Source organism: Bacillus sp. 7884-1, from assembly GCF_002272245.1.
In the GTDB taxonomy this organism is placed as follows: Bacteria; Bacillota; Bacilli; order Bacillales; family Cytobacillaceae; genus Neobacillus.
In genome coordinates this window covers 1-1216 of the sequence record NZ_NPDD01000200.1, presented here as the reverse complement: position 1 = coordinate 1216, position 1216 = coordinate 1, and the positions used below count along the sequence as shown (strand labels likewise).

General features: G+C 38.0%; 2 protein-coding genes. One reads left to right on the top strand and one right to left on the bottom strand.

Annotation, left to right across the window (positions count from 1 at the left end):
- Window positions 1-140 precede the first annotated feature (140 nt).
- Entirely contained in the window at window positions 141-779 is a 639-nt protein-coding gene (locus CHI06_RS22350) for a YhcN/YlaJ family sporulation lipoprotein (RefSeq protein WP_095250774.1), read from the bottom strand.
- Window positions 780-893: 114 nt separating this feature from the next.
- On the opposite strand from CHI06_RS22350, the gene CHI06_RS22345 reads away from it, so the two are divergent.
- Window positions 894-1169, top strand: a complete 276-nt coding sequence (locus CHI06_RS22345) for a YutD family protein (protein ID WP_095250773.1) — start codon at window positions 894-896, stop codon at window positions 1167-1169.
- The last annotated feature ends 47 nt before the right edge of the window (window positions 1170-1216 follow it).

Genomic DNA, 1216 nt, shown 5'->3' with positions numbered 1-1216 from the left:
CCGCAGGGACAGGCAGAGACCCCGCCTGTCCCTGCGGTGATTATTCGAAGAAGCATTCCTTAGTGGAACACAAATCAACAGCCCAGTTTTACATAGCCTAAATAAAAAAGAGTTCAGTCCATCGGCTGAACTCTTATTTTTTATTTATTTGTACTGTTCATTACATCATCTTTCGTTGCCCCATTTTCATCTTCATTATCACTCATTCGACTTCCTTGTGGTGATTTCTTCATTTGTTTCACTAAACCATTAACCAAATTTCTAGCGTTTTTGCTAGTTGAGTCCAAATTCGCGAGATTTTCCACATCGCGCATTAAATTTGTATTGTCCGAAACATAAACATGGTAATATCTAGGGACAACTGACATAGCTGTTCTTTTTACCTGGTCAGCAGTGTGATTACGGTCCTTTGAATTTGTACTATAGGAAACAAGAACTTCTTGATCGGTTACAAGAGTAGCCACATCATTTACATTTGGGATATCTGTACTTAGCTGGCTAATAATATTTGCTACTTGTTCACGGTCAATTGCCGAATAGTGTTCGGTGCCTCCCCGATCGTTCTGAATGGGACTTTTTTGATGACGAACAAAGCCATAATTATCGCTCACCTTCCGAACTCCTTGGCCACCGCCTTCATTGTAAAGCTCTTCTCTTTTATTATTGACATTTATGGTATCTCCGCTTTCTTCATAAACATCCCGATTAGCCATATCCTTTGAGCAGCCTGCTGCTGTCAGGAGTATACAAAAACCAATAATTATCGACCATTTTTTCACTTTAAGCACCTCCTTTTTATAGAATAGCCAAATAACTGATTTTTTTTCTTAGTAATTGATGGTGAATCGGTTATAATGAAAGAAAGATTTACTGGTAAAATTTGAGGTGATAACATGATCAATATCAACGGCTCCACCTATGAAATTGTGCAGGAACACAGAGATGCCTTTAATGAGGAAGCCTTAAAGGCGAGATATAGTGATATATTATCTAGATATGATTACATTGTCGGGGATTGGGGATATGGGCAGCTCCGGCTAAAAGGCTTTTTTGAAGATCAAAATCAAAAAGCTACCTTTGATACCAAAATCAGTACATTAAGTGAATATTTGTATGAATACTGTAATTTTGGCTGTGCCTATTTTGTATTGAAAAAAGTGAAAAAGTAAAGAAAGCCCGCCATTTGGCGGGCTTCTTATTGTTATATCTAGCTGCA

Bases quoted from the DNA above. Each gene is read 5' to 3' on its own strand.
- CHI06_RS22345 (WP_095250773.1), top strand. From the start codon at position 894: ATGATCAATATCAACGGCTCCACCTATGAAATTGTGCAGGAACACAGA.